The organism is Streptomyces sp. NPDC049954 (assembly GCF_040656295.1).
Classification (GTDB): Bacteria; Actinomycetota; Actinomycetes; order Streptomycetales; family Streptomycetaceae; genus Streptomyces.
The window spans coordinates 623,666-638,772 of the sequence record NZ_JBFALS010000002.1; the positions used below are offsets into that span (position 1 = coordinate 623,666).

Annotated in this window: 16 protein-coding genes; 6 read left to right on the forward strand and 10 right to left on the reverse strand. The window is 69.6% G+C overall.

The genetic code is table 11. The features are described 5' to 3' along the window. Window positions 1–341 precede the first annotated feature (341 nt). Complete coding sequence (tgmC, locus tag AB0J21_RS06280) at window positions 342–1,508, reverse strand: ATP-grasp peptide maturase system methyltransferase (protein ID WP_363144635.1); 1,167 nt, start codon at window positions 1,506–1,508, stop codon at window positions 342–344. Window positions 1,509–1,771: 263 nt separating this feature from the next. Between tgmC and AB0J21_RS06285 the strand changes: the two genes are divergently transcribed. After that, on the forward strand, window positions 1,772–2,380 hold the full coding sequence (locus AB0J21_RS06285; protein ID WP_363144636.1) for a hypothetical protein: 609 nt from the start codon (window positions 1,772–1,774) through the stop codon (window positions 2,378–2,380). 225 nt (window positions 2,381–2,605) lie between these two features. Here the strand turns inward: AB0J21_RS06285 and AB0J21_RS06290 are convergent, their stop codons facing one another. From AB0J21_RS06290 to AB0J21_RS06300, 3 genes are read right to left on the reverse strand one after another with little or no spacing between them, the layout of a single operon-like run. Further along, window positions 2,606–3,481 (reverse strand): carbohydrate ABC transporter permease, encoded by an 876-nt coding sequence (locus AB0J21_RS06290; RefSeq protein WP_363144637.1) that lies wholly within the window; start codon window positions 3,479–3,481, stop codon window positions 2,606–2,608. Between the two features lie 6 nt (window positions 3,482–3,487). Next, entirely contained in the window at window positions 3,488–4,456 is a 969-nt protein-coding gene (locus AB0J21_RS06295; protein WP_363144638.1) for a sugar ABC transporter permease, read from the reverse strand. Beyond that, a complete protein-coding gene (locus AB0J21_RS06300) occupies window positions 4,453–5,766 on the reverse strand; it encodes a sugar ABC transporter substrate-binding protein (protein WP_363144639.1) in 1,314 nt (437 codons plus the stop codon). Before AB0J21_RS06300 ends, AB0J21_RS06295 begins: the two co-directional genes overlap by 4 nt. Before the next feature lie 200 nt (window positions 5,767–5,966). On the opposite strand from AB0J21_RS06300, the gene AB0J21_RS06305 reads away from it, so the two are divergent. Together AB0J21_RS06305 and AB0J21_RS06310 are read left to right on the forward strand one after the other, a co-directional pair. Then, window positions 5,967–6,983: a LacI family DNA-binding transcriptional regulator gene (locus tag AB0J21_RS06305; protein ID WP_363144640.1), complete on the forward strand. Its 1,017-nt coding sequence runs from the start codon at window positions 5,967–5,969 to the stop codon at window positions 6,981–6,983. A gap of 58 nt (window positions 6,984–7,041) precedes the next feature. After that, on the forward strand, window positions 7,042–8,910 hold the full coding sequence (locus tag AB0J21_RS06310; protein ID WP_363144641.1) for a beta-L-arabinofuranosidase domain-containing protein: 1,869 nt from the start codon (window positions 7,042–7,044) through the stop codon (window positions 8,908–8,910). Window positions 8,911–9,309: 399 nt separating this feature from the next. On the opposite strand, the gene AB0J21_RS06315 is transcribed toward AB0J21_RS06310, so the two are convergent. From AB0J21_RS06315 to AB0J21_RS06330, 4 genes are all read right to left on the reverse strand, one after another. Continuing rightward, window positions 9,310–9,852 (reverse strand): hypothetical protein, encoded by a 543-nt coding sequence (locus AB0J21_RS06315; protein WP_363144642.1) that lies wholly within the window; start codon window positions 9,850–9,852, stop codon window positions 9,310–9,312. A 484-nt stretch (window positions 9,853–10,336) separates the two neighbouring features. Continuing rightward, the gene (locus AB0J21_RS06320) at window positions 10,337–11,029 is read right to left on the reverse strand and encodes a class I SAM-dependent methyltransferase (RefSeq protein ID WP_363144643.1); all 693 of its coding nucleotides are present in this window, start codon (window positions 11,027–11,029) and stop codon (window positions 10,337–10,339) included. Next, window positions 11,026–11,235 carry a DUF397 domain-containing protein gene (locus tag AB0J21_RS06325; protein ID WP_363144644.1) on the reverse strand — a complete coding sequence of 70 codons (210 nt, stop codon included), beginning with the start codon at window positions 11,233–11,235 and terminating at the stop codon, window positions 11,026–11,028. Before AB0J21_RS06325 ends, AB0J21_RS06320 begins: the two co-directional genes overlap by 4 nt. Window positions 11,236–11,249: 14 nt before the next feature. Further along, on the reverse strand, window positions 11,250–12,122 hold the full coding sequence (locus tag AB0J21_RS06330; protein ID WP_363144645.1) for a helix-turn-helix transcriptional regulator: 873 nt from the start codon (window positions 12,120–12,122) through the stop codon (window positions 11,250–11,252). Between the two features lie 220 nt (window positions 12,123–12,342). Between AB0J21_RS06330 and AB0J21_RS06335 the strand changes: the two genes are divergently transcribed. The 3 genes from AB0J21_RS06335 (at window position 12,343) to AB0J21_RS06345 (ending at window position 13,477) form a co-directional block, all read left to right on the forward strand. Then, window positions 12,343–12,756 (forward strand): ATP-binding protein, encoded by a 414-nt coding sequence (locus AB0J21_RS06335; protein WP_363144646.1) that lies wholly within the window; start codon window positions 12,343–12,345, stop codon window positions 12,754–12,756. Then, a complete protein-coding gene (locus AB0J21_RS06340; protein ID WP_363144647.1) occupies window positions 12,753–13,097 on the forward strand; it encodes a hypothetical protein in 345 nt (114 codons plus the stop codon). The genes AB0J21_RS06335 and AB0J21_RS06340 overlap by 4 nt, the downstream gene beginning before the upstream one ends. A 74-nt stretch (window positions 13,098–13,171) precedes the next feature. Continuing rightward, a complete protein-coding gene (locus tag AB0J21_RS06345) occupies window positions 13,172–13,477 on the forward strand; it encodes a hypothetical protein (protein WP_363144648.1) in 306 nt (101 codons plus the stop codon). Between the two features lie 114 nt (window positions 13,478–13,591). Here AB0J21_RS06345 and AB0J21_RS06350 read toward each other — a convergent pair whose 3' ends face one another. Together AB0J21_RS06350 and AB0J21_RS06355 are read right to left on the reverse strand one after the other, a co-directional pair. Then, a complete protein-coding gene (locus AB0J21_RS06350; RefSeq protein WP_363144649.1) occupies window positions 13,592–14,191 on the reverse strand; it encodes a hypothetical protein in 600 nt (199 codons plus the stop codon). 338 nt (window positions 14,192–14,529) lie between these two features. Continuing rightward, window positions 14,530–15,105, reverse strand: coding sequence for a hypothetical protein (locus tag AB0J21_RS06355; RefSeq protein WP_363144650.1), 576 nt, complete (start codon window positions 15,103–15,105; stop codon window positions 14,530–14,532). Window positions 15,106–15,107: the final 2 nt, after the last annotated feature.

A 15,107-nucleotide genomic window follows, 5' to 3' on the forward strand; every position in this document is an offset into this window, starting at 1 on the left:
GCGGGGGCCATATTTGCGTATGGCGTAAGCGCGTTGCGTATGGAGTTGTGGTGGTTCGGACGGGTTGTGTGGGCCGAGCCTATGTCCGCCCAGTCGGTCCGGTACCTGCCTGAACGTTCCTCTTCACCCCTACGAGTGAGTGCGCGCGCCCTACAGCTGAGGTGTGGCCGGGGGCCGGGCGGGAGGGTGGGAAGGGTCCTTCTTCTCCCGTCTTTTCAGGGGGTGATGTCGCCCGTGACCGCGACGCCCACACCCGCGACGCCCGTCACCACGACGCCCGTCACCGGGTCGCGGAGGCCCGCGACCCGGTGACGTACAGGGCGGGGCCGGAGGAAGACGTATCAGACGAGACGATGCCGCCAGCGCAGCGCCGGAGTGCCGTCGATCCAGTAGAGATGCGCGTCCTGCGTGACACGGAGCCGTACGGCCTCGATCTCCGGGCTCCCGGCGGCCAGCCAGGCGGTGAGAGCCTCCTCGACCCTGTCCCAGAGGGCCACCGGACCGCCCTGCCGGACGGTCCATCCGTCGTCACCACGTGCGCCGAACCCGGCGAACGACTCCCGGGCCGGGTCGAACAGGTACCGCAGCCGGGTCCCGTCACTCCGGGTGGCGCGTACGAACTGGGCGCCGGGGGCGGCGAGCTGGGCGAGGAAGGCGGGCATCCACTCCTCCAGCAGGGTGGGCGGTACCTCCGTCTCCCGCTCGCTGTCCGCATGGGCGGTCCGGGCCGACAGGTCGCCGGCCACCGGTACGACCGCCTGCGCCCGCGCCTGCATGAACGAGGAACGGCCGATGATCCGGCCCTCCGCGTTGCCGTCCGCGTCCACGATGACCTTGGCCAGACCGGTCCCGTACGGCCAGGAGCCCACGGTGCTCAGAATGATGCCACCGGGCCTGGTCTGCCGGACCCAGCTGTGCGGGATGCGGCGAACGGCGCAGGTGGCGATCACACGGTCGTACGGCGCGTTCCGGGGATGCCCGAGCAGGCCGTCGCCGGTGACGGTCCACGTGGAGAAGCCCGCCGTCTCCAGAGCGTCGTCCGCCCGCTTCGCCACGTCCGGGTCCACCTCGACCGTGGTCACGTCGTCCTCGCCGAGGCAGTGGCACAACAGGGCCGCCGAGTACCCGGTGCCGGTGCCGATCTCCAGCACGCGCCGGCCGGGCTCCACTTCCAGGTGCTCGATCATGCCGACGACCGTGTCCGGGGTCGTGGAGGAGGACGTGGGCACGCCCGCGACAGGCCCGTCGACCTGATCGGCGCTGAGGTACCCGTCGAGTTGAGTGGTGAGGGTGTCACGCCGGTACGCGATCTCCAGCCATTCGCCCGGATCGGTGCCGCCTGCCACGACCGGCTTCCAGACATCGCCCCCGTCCAGGAACACACCCGGTCGCAGAAACACCTCACGCGGCACGGCCTCAACAGCCGCACGCAGCAACGGAGACCTGAGAACCCCGTCCCGCACGAGCTGCTCGGCGAGCCGTCGGCGCAGGCGCCCGGAATCGTTCATGAGCCATCTCCTCGTGCGAGCAGGTCGGCGAAGGCGGAGGACATGGGAAGGCCGGTTTCGGTCTCCAGCCAGCCCCACTGCCCGTTCGGACCTGCCACGAAGGTATCCGCCTTCCGGACGGCGGTCCTCCGGCGTGTCCGGGATTGGTCACAGGAACGTCGTGGATCAAGGACATCCCGTTCTCGGCGTACGACGTGGTGCATGGTGAACGAACAAGCAGTGCACAGACGTCAGCTACTCCACCTCTTCGAAGGACCGCCCTCATGGCCTCCCTGCGTACCCGTTCCGTTCTGCTCGCCGCCGCGCTCGTCGCGGGGACCGCTTTGCTGACGGCCTGCCAGAGCGACACGGGCGACAAGGCGTCCTCGGCCGCGTCGGCCAGCGCCTCATCGACGGAGGCCGCTGCCGAGGCTGGGGACGCGTCGGGTGCGGGCAGCGACGCCGACGCACCGGCCTCGTCGGGTGCGGACAGCGACGCCGACGCACCGGCCTCCTCCGGTACGAAGGCGCCCGCCCCGGAGAGCGACTCCAGCGGTACCGGTGGCGCCGGTTCGGGATCCACCCCCGAGAGCGCCGGCGACGGGGCCGGCCAGGGCGACGGGGGCAAGGGCGTGAACGGCACGTGGTTCGGGAACGTGTCGTACCTGGCGCCCGGCAAGTACACGGTCTCCGGCCCGAAGGGTGAGGAGCAGGCATTCCTCGTGGCCGACAACACGGAGATCTGGGGTGCGGGTGACATCTGCGGCGACGAGAACGGCCAGTCCGCCACCAAGTGCACCGAGCAGGAGCTGACCGCCGCCGCGCAGAAGGGCGTCTCCGCCGAGGTGAAGATCAGCAACGGCATCGCCACCCGCATCACCGACGACCACTGACCCTTCAGCTGGGACCGAGACCCCGAACCCGCGGGACCTCTGCCACCGTCGACGCCGGCTCTACGCGCCGGCGTCGCGTGTGTCCACCATCAGGGATCGAGGCCCGGTTCCGGCGTACCACCACAGTTCGAGGAGCAGCCGGGCCGTGGGCCGCGACGGCGACGGGTCCCCGGAGCATGTCCGTCGCGGGGCGGCTTCACCCGGAGCCACGGTGAACCGCCGGCGTCAGCCCTTGACCGCGCCCGTGACCAGCCCGGCGACGTAGAAGCGCTGGAGTGCCACGAACAGCACCACGCACGGGATCATCGCCACCACCGCGCCGGCCGCCAGCAGGCCGAAGTCGATCTGTCCGTACGTGCCCTGCTGCATGTTGGCGAGGCTGACCGGCAGGGTGTAGAGGTCCTGGTCGGTGAGGAAGGTGAGGGCGCCGAGGAACTCCGTCCAGGAGGCCAGGAAGGCGTAGAGGGCCACGGTCGCGGCGCCGGGGGTGATCATCGGCCGCAGCACCGAGAGCAGCATGCGCGGTGTCCCCGCCCCGTCGACGTGCGCGGAGTCCTCCAGTTCGATGGGGACGGCGGCGAAGGAACTGCGCATCACGAAGACGCCGAAGGGGAGGTTGACGGTCGTGTAGAAGAGGACGAGGCCGAGCAGCGAATCGGTCAGGCCGAGCGTGTTCAGCTCCAGGTAAAGGGGGGTGAGGATGGCCTGGAAGGGCACCATCATGGTCAGCACGATGACGCTGAAGAGGGCCCCGCGGGCGCGGAACGGGAAGCGGGCGAAGCCGTAGCCGGCGAGCGTGGCCAGCAGCGCGGTGAGGGCCGCTGTGGACAGCGAGACGATCATGCTGTTGAGGATGGACCGCGCCAGCGCCCCGTCGGTGAGGATCCGGCTGAAGTTGCTGCTGGTCCAGTCGAAGAAGGTGTCGGCGCTGGGCCTGTTCATGACCACGTCGGAGGGCTGGAAAGAGCGCAGCAGCGCGAATACCAGCGGTACGAGGAAGACCAGCGCCGCGCCCCCGCCGCCGAGCAGGTAGAGCAGGTTCCGCACCCGCCGTTCGGTGCGCGGCCGTGGCGTGGCCTGGTCGGTGACGGTCGTGGTCATGGAGTCTCAGTCCTTTTCGCGGAGCAGCCAGAATTGCAGGGCGGCGATGACGGCGATGATCGCGACGAGGATGAGCGACATCGCCGAGGAGGCGCCCAACTGCAGGTCGACGAAGGCGCGCCGGTAGAGGGACATCACCGCGGTCGTGGTCTCGGACCCGGGGCCGCCCTGGGTGAGGACGTAGAACTGGGGGAAGGCCAGCAGCGATCCGATGACGGAGATCACGGTGCTCAGGGCGATCGCCCGGCGCACCATGGGCAGCGTGATGTGCCGTTCGGTGCGCCACCAGCCGGCGCCGTCCAGTTCGGCGGACTCGTAGACCTCCTGCGGGATGCCCTGCATGGCGGACATCAGGAGCACCATGGTGAGCCCGGACGTACCCCAGATCACCATGACGACGATGAGCCCGGTGGCCAGCGGCCCGTCGGTCAGCCAGGGCGTCGTGCCGTCCGTGATGCCGAGCGACTCAAGGATCGTGTTGAGCGTGCCGCTGGTCGGCTGAGCCTCCAGGAAGGTGACGAAGCTGATGGTGCTGAGGCCGATCACGAACGGCAGGAAGAAGATCGTGCGCAGCAGGGTGGCGCCGCGCCGGTTGGAGCGGACCAGGACGGCCAGTCCGTATCCGAGGGCCAGAATGGGCGGCGTCACGAGCGCCGTGTAGAGCAGGGTGTAGAGGATGGAGCGGCCGAAGACCGGATCGGACCAGGCGGTCGCGTAGTTCTTCAGGCCGACGAAGTGGTAGGGGCCGATGAGAGGGAAGTCGGTCAGCGAGATGAAGAGGGCGACGACGAGGGGCGCGAAGACGAAGACGAGTACGAAGAGCACGGCCGGGGAGACCAGCAGCAGGCCCGTGCGCGGCGGGTGAGTGAGCGTGCCCGACTGGCGTGGGGCGCCGGTGCGGGGGCCGGTGCGGGGGCGGGCGCCGGTGCGGGTGCGGTGGCCGGGGTGCTTGGCGGCTTTGAGGGTCGTGTTCATCTGTTCCCCTGTTGAAGGATCTCGTCGAAGCTCTGCTGGGCGTCGCTCATCGCCCCTTCGATGTCGCCGCCGAACGCGGCCCGGCGGACCATGGCCAGCCAGGCGCCGTCGCTCTGGTTGAAGATGCGGTTGTAGGCGAGGGTGAGCGGCGCCCGTCCGGCATCGATGTCAGCGAGCGTCGCGGCGGCGAGGGGAAATCTCTTCCGGAAGGCGGGGGTGGCCGCGTCGGAACGCACGGGGATGTACCCGGCTTCGGGCAGCGCGGTCTGCTGGGGGATGTCGAGGCAGAAGCGGACGAACTCCCAGGCTCCGGCCGGGTTCCCGGAGCCGTTGGGGATACTGAAGTTGGTGCCGCCGTCGAAGAAGGCACGGCCGCCGTCGGGGCCGCTCAGCAGCCGGACGTCGAGGTCGTCGCGGAGGCCCTTCGGCGCGTTGGAGTAGGCGATTCCGTAGCCGGAGGGCAGCATCGCGACCTTTCCGGCGAAGAAGTCGGTGGTCCAGCGGACGCCGTCGTCGGAGAAACAGGCACGCGAGACGAGCCGTTCGGACCACAGGGTGTGCAGGAAGGTCAGGGTCCGGCGCAGGGGTTCGTTGCCGGTGATGTCGGCGTGCTGCCGGCCGACGGGCCCGGTGACTAGTTCGCCGCCGCCGGCCCAGATGTGCGGGAGGACGGTGAACGCCAGGGCGCCGGCGCCGTTCCCGGACAGCGACCAGCCGTAGGTGTCCTTGCCGAGCGCGGAGACGGCCCGGGCCGCCTCCAGGTAGCCCTCGAACGAACCGGTCGCGTCGTCGATGTCGACCTTCGCCCGGTCCAGGAGGGCCTGGTTGCACCACAGGGCCGAGTTGTCGGCGAGGGAGGGGACGGCGTAGTAGCGCCCGTCGCGCCTGCCGACCGCCAGGTGGCCGGGGCTGAGCAGGCGGCGGAACGGCAGTTCTTCGACGAGCGGTGTGAGGTCGGCGAAGACGCCGCGGTGGATGAAGAGGGCGGAGTTGATGTCGTCCGCGTCGACGAGGTCCGGCATGCGGCCGCCGCGGATGGCGGTGGCGAGCTTGGTGACGAACTGACCGTCCTGGACGGGGGTCAGCTCGATGCGGATCTGGTCCTGTGCCGCGTGGAAGCGGTCAACGTTCTGCTGGACGGTGGCCGACAGACCACCGCGCGCCCACAGTCGCACCGTGCCGCGGGCCTGCCCGTCGAACTCCGGCCCGGTCACGTCGACGGGCGGCGGCGTCTCGGCACAGCCGCCCAGTACGGAAGCGGCCGCTCCCGCGCCGAGCAGGGCCAGGAACCGGCTCCGGGTGAGTCTCATCTGTTGCCTCGAATCCCGAAACGGAAAATTGGGAAATCGGTTTCCGGGAACCCTAGGATTCGCCTCTGAGGGCGTCAACCCTTCGTGCACTGCAGGGTTTTGGTAGTTGACTCCACCCCTGGGCAGTGCGCCCTGGCCCCTGTAGGGTCTCGTGGAATTATCGGAAAACTGGAGGAAAAATGAAGCAGGATGGCCGGTCCGTGCGCATCGTCGATGTCGCACGTGCCGCCGGCGTCTCCCCCAGCACCGTCTCGAAGGCACTCAACGACTCCGGTTCGCTGCGGGAGTCCACCCGGGACCGGGTACGCGCGGCGGCCGACCGGCTCGGCTTCGTGTCCGACGCGGGCGCCCGCGCCCTGTCCATGCGCCGCACGTTCATCGTGGGCCTGCTCAGCACCGACGATGTCGGCCGCTTCAGCTTGCCGGTGATGCTCGGCGCGGAGAACGCGCTGACCGTGGGCGAGATCTCCACGCTCGTGGCCACCGCGCGGCACGACTCGGTACGCGAGCAGCACCACTTGCGCACGCTCATCGCCCGCCGCGTGGACGGGATCATCGTCACCGGCAAGACCACCGACGCCCGCGCGCCGATCCACGTACCCGTCCCGGTCGTGTACGCCCTGGCGCCCTCCACCGCGCCGGAGGACATCTCGGTGGTGCCGGACGACGCCGCCGGCATGCGTCTCGTCGTCGGCCACCTGCGCACCCTGGGCCACCGCCGGGTGGCGCACGTCGGCGGGCGCGCCGAGCAGAACACCTCCCGGGTCCGCCTCGCGGCGCTGCGGAGCGCCCTTGCCGAGTGCGGTATGGAACTCGTCGGGGAGCCGTTGTTCGGCGAGTGGAGCGAGCCCTGGGGGCGCCAGGCGGTCGACCTGCTGCTGCGCGAGGACGGGCGACCGCCCGTCACCGCCGTCGTCTGTGCTTCCGATCAGCTCGCCCGCGCGGTGACCGACCGGCTGCGGGAGCGCGGCCTTCAGGTTCCGCACGACGTGGCGGTCACGGGCTACGACAACTGGGAAGTGATGTGGGCCGCCAGCAGACCCCCGCTGACCACGGTGGACATGGAACTGGAGCACCTCGGCCGCCGCGCGGCGGAGCGGCTCCTCGCCGAGATCGAGCGCGGGCGGGACGCCGATCCGGACGTCCTCGGCGACCGCGGCGTCGAATTCCTCCCGCCGCGCCTCGTGGTCCGCGGCTCTACGATCTCCGGCGACTGACACCCCCGGACGCCTCACTCCCGAGACGAACGACACGCGAGAGGAATCCACACCACACATGGGCATGCGCTACGAACCGGTACGCCTCGGCGAGATACGCCCCGAAGGCTGGCTGCGCCGTCAACTCGAACTTCAGGCCGCCGGCCTGACCGGCCAGGTGGAGGACGTCTGGCCGGACCTGGGTCCGTCCTCCGCCTGGCGGGGCGGCGACGGTGAGGACTGGGAGCGAGGGCCGTACTACCTCGACGGCCTGGTGCCCCTCGCTCATCTGCTCGGCGACGAGGAACTGCTGCGCAAGGCCGGTGCCTGGATCGAGTGGATCCTCGGCAGCCAGGGTGCGGACGGCCAGTTCGGGCCGCGCACGAACGACGACTGGTGGCCGCGCATGGTCGCGCTCAAGGTGCTGATCCAGCACGCCGACGCGACCGGCGACGACCGGGTACCGGGCTTCCTGGCGCGGTACTTCACGTTCCAGCTCGCGCATCTGGCCGACCGCCCGCTGCACAGCTGGGGCGCCTACCGCGCCACCGAGAACGTCCTCGCCGCCCTGTGGCTGTACGGCAAGGACCCGGACCCGAACTGGCTGAAGCTGTCCGAGCAGCTGATGGCGCAGAACGCCGACTGGGTCGGGTACCTGACCGGGGAGCTGATCACCGGCCGCGCCACCGTCTTCGACCACCTCACGCACGGCCCGAACGTCGCCATGGGCCTCAAGGTGCCCGCCGTGCGCGCGATGCTGGACGGGAACGCCCGCCACTGGGACGACCTGCGGGCCTGCCAGGAGGCGCTGGACCGCTGGCACGGCCAGGTGCACGGCATGTTCTCCGGGGACGAGTGGCTCGCGGGGCGGGAGGCGTACCAGGGCATCGAGACCTGCCAGGTCGTCGAGTACCTCTACACGCTGGAGCAGTCCGGACTCGCCTTCGGCGAGGGCGAACTGGGGGACATGGCGGAGCTGGTGGCCTTCAACCACCTGGCGGCGAGCTGCGACCCGCACATGAAGGCGCACCAGTACCACCAGCAGGCCAACCAGATCGCCGCGTCGGTCACCGAACGCCGGTGGACCCACAGCTCCGACGACGCCAACATCTTCGGCTTCGAGCCGCACTACGGCTGCTGCCTGGCCAACGTCCACCAGGGCTGGCCGAAGTTCGCGGCCTCCCTGTGGATGCGTACCCGGGAGGACGACGGGCTGGCGGTCTTCGCGTACGCGCCCAGCACCCTGGCCACCCGGCTCGGCGGGGCGGACGTCACGATCGAGGAGTCGACCGACTACCCGTTCGAGGACACGATCCGCTTCGGCCTGACGGTCTCCGATCCGGTCGCCTTCGCCCTGCGGCTGCGCATCCCTCGCTGGTGCGAGGCACCGGAGGCCCGGGTGAACGGCGAAAGCGTCACCGTCGCACCCGGCCCGGACGGATACGCGGCGCTGGAGCGGACCTGGACCACCGGTGACCTCGTCGAGCTCCGGCTGCCCATGGCCGTCCGCCGGGTGCGGCGCGAGCGCAACGCCGTCGGCGTGCGGCTCGGCCCGCTCGTCATGGTCCTGCCGATCGAGGAGGAGTGGCGTCCGCTGCCCAGGCCGGTCGGTCTGGGCGAGTGGGAGGTGCTGCCGCTGTCCTCCTGGAACTACGCGCTGCACGTACGCGGTCAGGGCGGCCTGGAGAACTGGCGCGTCGAACGCACCCCTGTCCCCGAGGTGCCGTTCGGGCCGGAGCAGGTGCCCGTCACGATCCACGGCCGCGGGGCCAGGGTGCGGTCCTGGCTCCTTGAAGAGGGCTCGGCGGGCGAGCTGCCGGACAGCCCCGTCGTCACCGGCTCCCCGGTGGTGGACCGCGACCTGGTCCCCTACGGCTGCGCCCGCCTGCGCGTCGCCGAACTGCCCACGGTGATCTCGGTGGAGTCCGACGGGCGGGAGGTCCTGTGACCGCCCCCGCCCGCACCGCCACCCCGCGCGTCATCGACGGCCGCGACACCCTGGGCGCTGACACCTGGCGCGACGCCGGACGGACCGTCCGCACCCTCGGACGCCCCTGATCCGCGGTTTCTTTGCCCGGCCCGTGACGCCCCCGCCACCGGCGCACGAGGCCGGGCACACGCCAGAGCCGCCGACAGCGTCCTGGCGATCACGGAGGCGATGACACGCTGATGGGCTCAACTTGCCCATCACGCCCGGGAGATCACCTGACGAACGCCACCCGAGCCGCCGACGCCCCGGGTGCCGGAACAGCCGGCGAGCGGACCGGCGGCTGTCTGTGGGCCGTATCCACTTCACCACCCGAGGCCCGGCGGTCTTCCCCCGCACCTCGGTTCTCTGACAGGTAGCTCAGTCCTCTTCCGACTCCGAGCGGGTCAGGGCGTCCGTGATCAGGCGGATGGCGAAGTCCTGGTCCTCGGTCATGCGGTTGATGTGTTCCGAGAGCAGGAAGGTGGCGGCCTCCAGGGCGTTCATCTCCTGCTTGGTCCAGTCCCCGTACTGCTTGCGCCACAGGCTGGGGCTCAGCCCGATGCCCGCCGCGACGATCATGCCCGTCATGGTGGGGATCACTTCGGGCGGACAGCTCTTGGGCATCATGCGCATCGAGGCGACGAACGTCGGCACCACGTACTCGATGACGTCCTTGTCGTGGTCCTCGTGGGCCTTCCGCAGCCACGTCATGAACATGTAGATGAGCGTGCACGTGCCGTCCAGCAGGTCGTCCGCCCCGCCGGGGCCCAGCGACTCGATGAACTGGTCGATCAGCGCCTCGGCTTCGGGATCCGCCTTGGTCCTGTCCGCGTGGATGGTCTTGCTCCGGTGGTCGAGCAGCATGAGCGCCGCGCCGACATCACCGGCCGGAGCGTGCTGAGGGCCGCAGGGAGATAACACAGGAAGCCTCCTCGGACGGCTGCGCGGGGCAGCACGGCATGTCCTTCGTAGAGTAGACGCCGGATGAGGTGGGGTGCGGTGGTTTATCACCTTTACGGTGACTCATCTTTATGGCGATGAAGTGGTATGTGGCGGTTGCCTGTTGGTCGCTCGCTCGTCCATTCCGACGCCTCGGGGGAGTTACCTGGGACCGGTTCCGGCGATAGCCCGGCAGGGCACATCGGGGATACTTCGATCGGCCTCGGGGGAGTGGTGGGCGAATCCGTGGTGGACAGTGACCGGGGGCCGTTCGGCTGTGCGAGAGCCTGGCAGAGACCGTTCCCGTCCTTCTCCCCGCCCCAAGCCGGTCTCGTTGAACGGGCCACACGGCCGGTGCGTGAACCGCCGGACACCCCCGCTCCGCAGCGCCCGAAGGCGTGACATCGACGGCCGGCCCGCTGCGCACGTACGTCACTGACCGGCCCCGGCCCCGGCCCGCGAGCGTTCAGGAGACTCCCGCACGGGGGCCGGTGCCGGGGTCGGCCCGGCGGTGGGCGAGGAGGATGCCGCCGAGGGTGCTCTCCGCCGAGCTGAGCGTCCGGTGCGAATCGGCCGTGAAACCGGCCGCGTTGAGCCAGTCGGCCACCTGGCCGGGCCTGCGGCGGTGGACGTGCACTTTCATCGGGTGCCCGCCGTAGCCCTCCGTCTTCAGCCGCGACCCGTCCCCGACGTGGAAGCCGAGCAGGAGCGGGGCGCCGGGCCGCAGCACGCGCCGGAACTGCGCGAGGACCGTGCCGATCTCCTCGTCCGGTACGTGGATCAGCGAGTACCAGGCGATCAGCCCGTCCACCGAGGCGTCGGGCAGCGGGAGATCCGTCATGGAGCCGGTCTCGAACCGCAGCCCCGGGTGATCCCGCCGGGCCACCTCGACCATCCCCGGCGACAGGTCGATCCCGAACGTGTCCAGGCCGAGCCCGCCAAGGTGGGCCGTGACCCGCCCCGGCCCGCACCCGACGTCCGCGACCGACGAACCACCGGCGGTGCGGATCAGGTGGGCGAAGTGGGCCAGGACAGCGCGCTCCTCCGGCGTCTCGTCCAGCAGGTGCCGTGTCAGCTCCGCGTAGTCGGCGGCGACGGTGTCGTAGGACGCGCGGGTGTCCGCGAGCCAGTCGTCACCGCCCCGCGTCCGACCGGTCACCTGCCGGTGCGGCTGTCGCGTACGTCGCTGACGAAGGTCTGCCAGGCGGCAGGAGTGAAGAGGTGGGCGCCGAGGGGGCGGTTCTTGCTGTCGCCGATGGCGATGTGGGAATCGGCAGTGGGTTGGATTTCCACGCACTGCCCCTCCGCGTCGTCGCTGTACGAAGACTTGATCCAAGCGTGAGCGGGGAGGTTGTGCCGGATCATGGTGCTTCCGTCCTTCAGGTTCTTTGGCGGTATTCTCGCGCCACTGTACGGATCAGCTCCAGGGACTGTCGCACGGGTTGCGCGGAGGCGCGGAGTTCGTCAAACGCGAGCCGGAAGCGCTCGACTGCCGCGTCCTCCTCCAGGAACAGCGAACCATCCAGATAGCCGATCTTCACCACATCGAGTTCCATCGGGTCCGGGTATGAGTAGATGGTGTAGGGCCCGCTCAGACCAGGGTGCCAGCCCTGGCCGAACGGGATCACCTGGATGGTGAGCTTCGGCGGGTTGCTGACCTCGATCAGCTTGTCGAGTTGGGCAGCCATGATCTCGGGCCCGCCAACCTCGCGGCGCAACACTGCCTCATCGAGGATGCACACGTGGTGCGGTGCGTTGACGCGCTGGAAGATCTCCTGACGTGTCATGCGAACAGAGATCAGTGAATTCAGTTCTTCGTCCGAAGACGCTCCCTTGTCGTACGAGCGGATCACCTCTGTCGCGTACTCAGCTGTCTGGAAGAGCCCAGGGATCACCAACGACTGGAAGGCAAGGATTTTGGCAGCGTCCGACTCGATCGAGATCTGTTCCTCAAGTCGGGCCTGGAGTATGTCGCTGTACTGCGCCCACCACCCCTTCCGACGCCCCTCCCGCGCCATCGTGATCAGCGCCGTGCGCAGCCGCTCGTCCTCGACTCCGTAGAGGTCCAGCAGCGCCTCGGCCTCCAGCTTGTTCATGCCCTGGCGGCCGTTCTCCTGGCGGCTGATCTTCGACTTGTCGCCGCCGATTCGTTCGGCCGCGTCGTCCATCTTGACGCCGGCTGCTTCCCGTAGGCGCTTGAACTCCGAGCCGAGCTTGCGCCGCCGGACGGTCGGACGCGGGTGACCTGCCAACTCCTGCCCCCTTCATGGTGACTTCGAGCCCCCAGTCTGCCTTACCTCAACAGTGGTGCACACCTCGAACGCTCGTTCGCAAGTTCATCAAACTCCAACTTTGTTACGCGTAGCGCTTGCGATGGGTGCTGTGAGGGGGCCACTCTGTACCCCTCACCTTCGGCAATGGAGTCGTCACTCCGCGTCGATGGCGGTCTCTCTGTCCTGCCCTGGAGGAGTCGTGGAAACTCTCGTCCCCCTCGCCGGCTTCCGGCGCGAGGTCACCGTCAGACCGGAGGATCTGGCCGCTCTGCGCCGCCTCGTCGCCGGGGTCGTAAGCCGCTGGTGCGGGGCCGAGTTGGCGCGGGAGGTCGCCCTCTGCGCGCACGAACTGCTCGCGAACGTCGAACGGCACACCGAGGCGGGGGACTGTGTGCTGACCCTCGGGTGTGACGCCGATACCGTGCGGCTCGTGGTCGCGGACGGTGAGGGCGTACGGCCGTGCCTCGTCACGCCCGGTGACACGGCCGAAGGCGGGCGGGGACTGCTCATGGTCGCGGGGATCGCCGCGAGATGGGGCGTGGACCTCGACGCGGACGGCCGGGGGAAGTCCGTCTGGGCCGAGTTCGACTGCCGTCAGGAGGGTGGTTCATGACGCTGCTACTGCCTCGGGCCTACTGGTGTCGGCGCGAGGGGCCGGGCGCCCCGGTGTCCGGTACGGCCGTCGCGCCCGCCGCCGCCGTCGACTGGATGCGGGAGTCGGTCCGTGCGGTCACCCCGCAACTCGACCGGGAGGCCTTCGAGCTGGCCTGGGCCTGGCTCGGCAACCATCGTGAACGCGAGCTCGCGGCCTGTGTGTTGCGTTCCGGCCGGCCGTACCGCCACTCGGTGCGCGCGGGGTGCGGCACCTGGTTCTGGAGCGTCCATCCCGTGCGCGTACTGCCCTCGCTGGAGAACGAGACCGACCCTTTCTGCGTCCACTGGAGGACCCTGTGAACCCCGCTGCCCCCGCTACCGCTCTGCGCGCCGCCCTCGCCTCGCACGGACTGGCCTTACCCGAACTCCGCCCCGTGGCAGGCTCCTTGGTCCTCGGTGAGGCCGACGTCGTGACCGTCGCCCGGCTCGGCGGGCTCCTCGGTGCGCCGCCGCTCGGTCCCGGCGTGAACCTCGGCGACTGGCGCACCGCCCACGTCGTCGCCGGACGCCTGACACAGGCCGTGCGCGCGGTCGCGGACGGCGCGTTCCTCGACACCTTCTTTCACCCGGATTGCGTACGCTGCGACAGCGGGCCCGCCGTCACCCTCGGGGGCCTCGACCTCCCCGCCGCCGAGCGGCTGACCGCCGTACTGAAGGGGACGGCGGGCGGACCCGGCTGAGCCGGGCAGCAGGGGGAGGGGCACCTCGTCAGGCGCCCGAGTGTCCGCCGCTTTCCAGGTCCACTGGCTTGCCTTCTCCTGGGCATTGCTGGGAGGGCAGTCACTCATTGTCGTTCAATCTCGCACGACAGTGAGCAGCAGCGGCGTACGCACACCAAGCTGGGCAGCGGAGTCGGCGATGGTCGCGGCCAGCCAGCCGACCGCGTCGCAGGACCACTCGGCGAGTTCGCCTCGCAGGGTCATGCCGTGCAGAGGCGGCCCGTTCCAGAATTCGTCGGCGAACGGCGGGGCCGGAGTGTCGTCATCGCCGGTGCTTCCCGATCTGCCTGGGAGGAATACTCCCTGCTCCAAGCTGCCGAGTCGGCTGGTGAGCTGCTGAGTGACGGCGGAGATTGAGGGGTCGCGCCCGCTGTTAACGCTGATCATTACCGGCGTCAGGTCCTGCGGGTTGTGTTCAGCGAACCAAGCGCAGGTGTTCATGGAGGGGACGAGTGCGTTGCGAGGGCGGGAGGCGGGGGCGAGCCCCTGGAGGGGCAGGAGGATCTGCACTGCGGACAGGTGTGCCGTGCCGATGCGCGCGAGAGTGTCCTCGGCGCAGCGCAGGAACGGCTGCACGGGCAGTGGCCGGTCACTCGCTGGCGTACTGCACTCGACCTGGAACCATGCGAAGGGCTCGGCATCGGCATGGTGGGTGCTGGCGGTGGCGTCGTTCATGGCCCATAGACCGGGTGCCGTGGCCGCGGGCCCGCCTCCAGCGCCGCTGGACTGGTCGTCCAGCCAGCCCATAGCGACCGACCGTTGGTAAAAGAGCTGGTACGCGTCGTGCTCGGACTCCGGGGCGCGCCAAGGGTGCGGGGCGAGTCCGCCATGAAAGGCGGCAAACATGGGGCCCGCCGTGCCGTAGCCCGCAGGGTCGATTCCGGGCTGGGCGATGGCTGGTCGCTCGGACAACCCAGCCCCTCCGTTCTGTTGCGGCTTCCATCGGCCGACCCTCACGTCACAGGGAGCCAGGGGCTTTCGTTACTGGGCTCGGCATGGGGCTTTGGCCTGGTTCACAGGTTCTCCGCGGTGTCGAGCTCGCCGATGACGTCGACTTCTACGTGATCACGCCATGAAGTCTGTGCGCATGTGCGGCACTTGAAGCGGGCAACCGTGCGATTCGAGCTACCGCCGCCAGGCTTGAGTTCCTTGGCGGGTGAGCACGCTTGCTGCCGCCAGCTGTGGTCCGTGAAGTATTCGTAGACGCAGTTGAACACCTTGGCCCGGTTGTTGGAGCAGTCGCCCTTATCCCACCAGCCGTGCCCGGACATGTCGACCTTGTTTTTGGAGACGTGGGGATTGTCCCTTCCGCTTTCCGGTGTGCAGCGGAGCCCGCCGGCTTTCGGGGTCGTGCTTGTGCTCGGGGACATGCCCATCACCTGGCCGGCCTTGTCCAAGTACACGGCTGTCTCGTCGGAGTCGGGCGGAGCGATGCCGGGCTCGGCCTCTGCGGAGGAGACTTGAGGGGTGGGGCCACTCGCCTGGCGGCTCTCGTGACCGGAAGCACCGGTCGCGGAAATGGATGTGCCACCCACCATCAGGACAGTGAGTGCGGCGATGACGGTACGGCGGAGTTTCTGGTTCGACATGA